The sequence below is a fragment of the Acinetobacter sp. I-MWF genome, from assembly GCF_025433935.1.
GTDB classification, from domain to species: domain Bacteria; phylum Pseudomonadota; class Gammaproteobacteria; order Pseudomonadales; family Moraxellaceae; genus Acinetobacter; species Acinetobacter guillouiae.
Genome location: NZ_JAMBAR010000034.1, coordinates 1 through 609, shown reverse-complemented (window position 1 = coordinate 609; position 609 = coordinate 1). Strand labels below are relative to the sequence as shown.

Here is a 609-nt window from a genome sequence, read left to right as displayed (position 1 = left end):
GATGCAATTACAACAGGTACAACATGGAGTTTAGTTGATGCTGTTGTTCATAGTAGCAATTTTACTTATCAAGCACGTGTTATTGATGCAGCAGGTAATATTGGAAGTACAGATAGTCAAGCAATAGTGATTGATACCACTGCGCCAACATCTGTGATTGATATTACAGCAATTAGCACAGATACTGGCACATCAAGTACTGACTTTATTACGAGTGATACAACATTGACTGTCAGCGGTACGTTAACAACTGCTTTGAATGTTGGAGAAAAAGTACAAGTATCAAATGATGGCGGTATAACGTGGGTTGATGCAATCACGACAGGTACAACATGGAGTTTAGTTGATGCTGTTGTTCATAACAGCAACTTTACTTACCAAGCACGTGTCATTGATATTGCAGGTAATGTTGGAAGTACGGATAGTCAAGCAATTGTGATTGATACCACTGCACCAACATCTGTGATTGATATCACAGCAATAAGTACAGATACTGGTACATCAAGCACAGATTTTATTACCAGTGACACTACTTTGACTGTCAGCGGTACATTAACCACAGCATTAAATGTTGGTGAAAAAGTACAAATTTCAAATGATGGTGGGGTA

General features: G+C 38.4%; 1 protein-coding gene. It reads left to right on the top strand.

Going from position 1 to position 609, the window contains the following annotated elements; genetic code table 11:
• Window positions 1-609 (top strand): Ig-like domain-containing protein (locus M2R48_RS21240; RefSeq protein ID WP_262087611.1); only part of this gene is annotated, 609 nt, incomplete at both ends.